This is a genomic window from Flavobacterium sp., assembly GCF_029242675.1.
Lineage (GTDB): Bacteria > Bacteroidota > Bacteroidia > Flavobacteriales > Flavobacteriaceae > Flavobacterium.
In genome coordinates, this window is sequence record NZ_JAQWTM010000147.1 from 1 (window position 1) to 6,537 (window position 6,537).

Below are 6,537 nucleotides of genomic sequence, written 5' to 3' on the forward strand. Positions count from 1 at the left end.
AAAACTAGTTCAAATATTTGCTTCTGAAGACAAATTAAATAGTTTAAGAGCAGCTAAATTGGCCAAAGAATTTGGATTAAACTATATCCTGAAAGGTGGCGGTAATGAATTCGAAAGAATTGAAGAAATTAAAAAAACAAATGCATCCTTCATCATTCCAATTAATTTTCCAGAAGCGTATGATGTTACCAATCCGTACCTAGCGAGTCAATTGGACTTTAACGACCTAAGATTGTGGAACCAAGCTCCAACCAACTTGAAAGTTTTAGCTGATAACGGAGTTATTTTTGCACTAACAACTGACAAACTTAAAAAAATGGAAGACTTTAGAACGAATCTTCTAAAGGCGATACAATACGGTTTTGACAAAACGAAAGCATTAGAAGCTTTGACAACTGTACCAGCATCTTTACTTGGAAGAAGTAACCAAATAGGAACACTTAAAGACGGTAATCTTGCTAACTTTTTGATCACGTCGGGTGAAGTATTTGACAAAAAAACTACTATTTACGAAAACTGGGTTGAAGGAACAAAATACGTAATTAAAGACATGACAGCGAAAGATATTCGCGGTAGTTACGACTTAACTGTTGATAATACAACCTTCAAATTACTGATTAAAGGTGAAATTGCTTCTCCTGAAGCCGAAATTAAAAATATTGATTCGACTAAGGTAAATTCTAAACTTACGATTGCTAATAATTGGATGTCTTTGATTATGAAATCCAAAGATTCTGTAAAAACTAATTTTAACAGATTAACGGCCTACATCGAGAACACGCCTAATCTTAGTGGAAAGGTAATTACCTATGACGGAAGAGAATCAACTTGGTCTGCTTTAAAAACTGCTCCTTTCGAAAAAGAAAAAGACAAGAAAAACGACACTAAATTAAATACGATAGTTCCTGTTAGCTATCCAAATATCGCTTTTGGAAATAGTACTAAATTAAGCCAAGAGACCTTACTTTTCAAAAATGCGACCGTTTGGACCAATGAGAAAGACGGAATTTTGAAAGAAACGGATGTGTTAGTTAAAAATGGTAAAATTGCTGCAATTGGTAATAACTTAAGTGACGCATCAGCAACTGTAATAGACGCAAAAGGAAAACACCTTACTAGTGGAATTATTGACGAACACTCTCATATTGCCATTTCAAGTGGTGTGAATGAAGGTGGACACAACTCAAGCGCCGAAGTAACGATACAAGATGTTGTGAACTCTGATGATGTGAACATCTACAGAGAATTAGCAGGAGGAGTAACTACTTCACAATTACTTCATGGATCTGCAAACCCTATAGGTGGTAGATCAGCCATCGTAAAATGGAAATGGGGAGCTGCTCCTGACGAAATGCTGTACAAAAACGCACCCGGTTTTATAAAATTTGCTTTAGGAGAAAATGTAAAACAATCGAACTGGGGAACTAATAACCCTACTCGTTTTCCACAAACCAGAATGGGAGTTGAACAAGTTTTTACAGACTACTTTCAGCGTGCTAGAGAATACGAAGCAACTTGGAAATTATACAATGCTTCCTCTAAGAAAAATAAAGGAAAAGCACCAAGGGTGGATGTAGAAATGCAAACCTTGTTGGAAATATTGAACAAAGAACGTTTTATTTCTTGTCACTCTTATGTTGCATCAGAAATTTTGATGTTGATGAATGTAGCTGATAAATTCAATTTTAAAGTAAACACTTTTACACATATTTTAGAAGGTTACAAAGTAGCCGATAAAATGAAAGAACATGGTGTAGGAGCATCTACATTTGCCGATTGGTGGGCTTATAAATTTGAAGTAAACGATGCGATTCCTTATAATGGTCCAATCATGCACAATGCTGGACTTGTAGTAGCATACAACTCAGATGATGCCGAAATGTCAAGACGATTGAATCAAGAAGCAGCAAAAGCTGTAAAATATGGTAATATTTCAGAAGAAGAAGCTTGGAAATTTGTTACTCTAAATCCAGCTAAATTATTACGCATTGATGATAAAGTAGGAAGTATCAAAGTAGGAAAAGATGCTGATATCGTTTTATGGAGCACTAACCCTTTATCAATCTATGCGCAAGCAGAGAAAACAATTATTGAAGGAACGGTTTATTATGATGCGAAAAAAGACGAAGCTAAAAGAGTTGCTGTAAGTCAAGAAAGAAACTTAATCATAGGTCAAATGCTTGATGAAAAGAACAAAGGTATGAATACACAAGAACCTAAGAAGAAAACTAAAGTAGAGTACCACTGTGATACTATGGAACAATAAGCCGACTCAATAATTGAAAAAACATATAATATGATACTTAAAAAACGATATATATTACTTTTAGCAATGAGTTTGTCCATGACCGCTCAGCATGCTCCTGCAGATAAGCAAACAAAATCTATTTTGATTATGAATGCTACGGCACACCTTGGAAATGGACAAGTAATCCAAAATAGTGCGATTGGCTTTAAAGATGGAAAACTAACGCTCGTAGCTGATGCTACCCAAATACGATTAGCGCAGGGTGCCTACGATACAACAATCGATGCTACAGGAAAACATGTTTATCCGGGATTTATTGCTCCTAATTCGACTTTAGGATTAGTCGAAATTGACGCTGTTAAATCCTCAGACGATGAGAGCGAAATAGGCGATTTTAATCCTAATGTAAGAAGTATTATTGCTTACAATGCGGAATCAAAGGTAATTGAAACAGTGCGTCCAAACGGAATATTAATTGCACAAATAACACCTCGCGGCGGGAGAATTTCTGGAGCTTCTTCAATTGTACAATTGGATTCTTGGAATTGGCAAGATGCAATCATGAAAGAGAACGATGGAATTCATATGAATTTCCCTTCCTCTTTTAATAGAAACGGCTGGTGGGCTGAACCTGCAGCTTCAAACCTTAATAAAAACTACAGTAAACAAGTAGATGAAACCAGAGCATTTCTTGTCAATGCTAAATCTTATATCGCAGAACCAGGTAAAGAAAGAAATCTAATTTTTGAATCAACCAAAGGCTTATTTGATGGAACACAAACTTTATTCATCCATGCTACAAATGAACTTCAAATAGTAGATGCCATAAATTTAGCGAAAGAAAGCGGAATCAAAAAAATAGTTATCGTTGGCGGTTTTGAAGCTTACAAAGTTGCTGACATGCTAAAAAAGAACGATGTTGGAGTTTTATTACAGCGCGTTCACGAGATGCCTGAAAACGATGATGACGATGTTAATTTACCGTACAAAATGGCAAAAATCTTAGTCGATAAAGGAATTGTTGTTGGATTAGAAAACAGTGGTGAGATGGAAAGAATGAACACTAGAAATCTACCTTTTCTTGCCGGTACTTGTGCAGCTTACGGTTTAGACAAAGAACAAGCATTGCAATTAATCACTTCTAACACAGCCAAATTATTAAGTATTGACAGCGTTTGCGGAACGTTAGAAGAAGGCAAAGATGCTACTTTATTTGTATCAGAAGGCGATGCACTTGATATGAGGACCAATAAGTTAATACAAGCTTTTATTCAAGGTAAATTGCTGAACTTAGATAATCACCAATCCAAGTTAAATGAAATTTACAAGAAAAAATACAACCAATAATCATGGGAATATTTAATGCCATTTTAGGAAATGCCTCAGAAGTTACCATTGAAAAAGTAGCTAAAGAATTTAAACCGATTCTAATCGATGGGGAACAAATCGAAAAAGCGTATAAGGTAATTCGTGATATGTTTATCTTTACAAATAAGCGATTAATTCTTGTCGAAAAACAGGGCGTTACTGGTTCTAAGGTAGATTATCAATCAATACCCTACACTAGTATCAAGAAATTCTCCAAAGAAAGTGGTGGAATAGTTGACCTTGATGCCGAATTAAAAATATGGATTACAGGGGAAACAGTTCCTATTAAAAAGCAATTTGGAAAAGACAATAACATAAACGAGGTGTACAAAATTTTAAGCACACATATTTTAAGTTAACGAACTTTCATAGGTACTTAGTACTTTTTAAAAATCAGACCCATAACTACTAGTTAACGGTCTGATTTTTTTTAGAATGGCTTTAAAAAACTTTAAAAAAACTTTAAATTCGCTCAAAAACACGAATCGCAATTACAAAAATTTATTTTTAGCCTATACAAAATATCAATACCCTCAAAATTTAGGGGTGCAAAATACGTAATTGATAAAAATAAGCAACATACCCATACTTTTTCAAGGGATAAATAATGATTTAATATATTTGTTTAAACTTAAACCAAAACAAAATGAGAAAAATTATTTTAAGTGTGACCTTAATCTCACTGTTACTCCTAACCCTGTTTTCCAGTTTTATCTTAAACATCAACCCTGCACCTAAGGTAGCAGCGGTCTTTGATACCGGTGATACCGCTTGGATGATTGTTGCAACAGCCTTAGTTTTAATTATGACTCCAGGACTAGGTTTCTTTTACGGTGGAATGGTAGGTAAAAAAAATGTTATCAGTACGATGCTTCAAAGTTTTATGGCAATGATCATTGTCACCTTACTATGGGTGGTAGTAGGATTTAGTCTTTCTTTTGGAACATCAATAGGTGGATTCATAGGTGACCCAACCGAATATTTCATGTTTCAAAATGTAAATATCAATACCGCTTGGGGAACGATACCGTTTATGCTTTTTGCCTTATTTCAAGCCAAATTTGCAATTATCACACCCGCATTAATCACAGGTGCTTTTGCTGAAAGAATTCGTTTTTGGGCCTATATGCTATTCATGTTACTTTTTATCCTTTTTGTCTATACTCCACTTTGTCATATGACTTGGCACGCAGATGGATTTTTCTTTAAAATGGGCGTTCTTGATTTTGCAGGAGGAACTGTAGTTCACATGAGCGCAGGTTGGGCTGCTTTGGCTGGAGCTATGTTTTTAGGAAAACGTAAAACACAAAAATCAAACCCAGCTCGTATTACTTATGTTTTACTTGGAACTGGACTATTGTGGTTTGGATGGTTTGGATTTAATGCAGGATCGGCGTTAGCAGCAAATGGTTTAGCTGTACAAGCATTAGGAACAACTACTGTTGCAGCTGCCGCAGCTGGAATGGCATGGATTTTTTATGATAAAATTCTCGGACATAAAGTCTCTGCTATGGGAGCTTGTATTGGAGCTGTTGTCGGATTAGTAGCCATTACACCAGCAGCAGGATTTGTAACAATTCCTCATGCTATTTTCATTGGTGCTTTCGCTGCAATTGTTAGTAATGTTGTGGTTAGTAAATTCCCTAAAGGTAAAATCGATGATGCATTAGATGTATTTGCTTGTCATGGTGTTGGCGGTATGGTAGGAATGTTGTTAACGGGTGTTTTTGCATCTTCTGCAGTAAACCCAGGTGTAACTGATCAAGGATTAATCTTTGGAGAAACTACCTTATTTACACACCAATTAATTGCATTGGTAATTGTATCTGTTTTTGCATTTGCAGTTTCTTACTTCTTGTTCTTTATCGTAAACAAAATAACACCGCTACGTGTTACAGAAGATAAGGAAGAAATGGGATTAGATATATCTCAACACGGAGAATTCTTGTAGTTCAAAACAATCCACATAAAAAAAGTCCTTGAAGTAAATTTCAAGGACTTTCTTGTTTTAGAATTGGTGACAAATGCACTTTCAAAAGTAATGCAGTTCTCTAATGGAAAATAACGGTACTATTTATTTCTTGAAATTAGCGATACCTGTTTTAAGCCAGTTTTCATACTCAGCTACTCCAACGTAGCTAATAGTAGGTTTAGCAGTATTTAAACTGTTCCCTTCTAAATCTGTTAAAACATACAAAGGTTGGGTATTCGTTTTATAAGTCGAAATCATAAAGTCGGTCCACTTGTCCCCTACTGTTTCAATTTCAGCTCCTGTTGTTTTTGATACAAACTGCTCTTCTTTAGGTAAAGCACGTTTATCATCGACATACAAAGAAATCAAAACGATTTGATTCGAAAGAATAGGTAAAACGTTCTCATCAGACCATACATTGTTTTCCATTTTTCGACAATTCACGCAAGCATAGCCTGTAAAATCAATCATAATGGGTTTATTAACCGTTTTGGCGTAAGCCAATCCTTTATCATAATCTTCAAAAACCATGATACCATGCGGACCCAACTTGGCACCCTCGGGCAAAACTTCGGTCGAAGCCACTGATCCTCCACCTAGTCCTCTTGGGCTTTCGCTATATTCTATTGTTGGAGGAAAAGCACTTATTAATTTTAAGGGTGCACCCCACAATCCTGGAATCATATAAACAGTAAAGGTTAATACTAACAATCCCATCATTAATCGTCCTACTGAAATATGCGTTAACGGACTATCATGAGGTAAAGTGATTTTTCCGAATAAATAAAAAGCTAATGTTCCAAAAATCGCTATCCAAATCGCTAAAAACACTTCTCGTTCTAGCAAATGTAATTGTAATACCAAGTCGGCATTGGATAAAAATTTAAAAGCTAATGCCAATTCTAAAAATCCTAGAACAACCTTAACCGTATTCAACCAACCGCCTGAT

5 protein-coding genes are annotated in these 6,537 nt (G+C 35.5%); 4 read left to right on the forward strand and 1 reads right to left on the reverse strand.

Annotation, left to right across the window (positions count from 1 at the left end; all coding sequences use genetic code 11):
* The 4 genes from P8M54_RS05795 to P8M54_RS05810 form a co-directional block, all read left to right on the forward strand.
* Positions 1 to 2,266, forward strand: a 2,266-nt coding sequence (locus P8M54_RS05795; protein ID WP_300286140.1) for an amidohydrolase family protein, incomplete at its 5' end; no start/stop codon positions are given.
* Between the two features lie 30 nt (positions 2,267 to 2,296).
* The gene (locus P8M54_RS05800) at positions 2,297 to 3,595 is read left to right on the forward strand and encodes an amidohydrolase family protein (RefSeq protein ID WP_300286142.1); all 1,299 of its coding nucleotides are present in this window, start codon (positions 2,297 to 2,299) and stop codon (positions 3,593 to 3,595) included.
* Between the two features lie 2 nt (positions 3,596 to 3,597).
* Entirely contained in the window at positions 3,598 to 3,975 is a 378-nt protein-coding gene (locus P8M54_RS05805) for a PH domain-containing protein (protein WP_300286144.1), read from the forward strand.
* Between the two features lie 287 nt (positions 3,976 to 4,262).
* Positions 4,263 to 5,567, forward strand: a complete 1,305-nt coding sequence (locus P8M54_RS05810; protein ID WP_300286146.1) for an ammonium transporter — start codon at positions 4,263 to 4,265, stop codon at positions 5,565 to 5,567.
* Between the two features lie 123 nt (positions 5,568 to 5,690).
* Here P8M54_RS05810 and P8M54_RS05815 read toward each other — a convergent pair.
* On the reverse strand, positions 5,691 to 6,537 hold an 847-nt coding region (locus P8M54_RS05815), incomplete at its 5' end, for a thioredoxin family protein (RefSeq protein ID WP_300286148.1).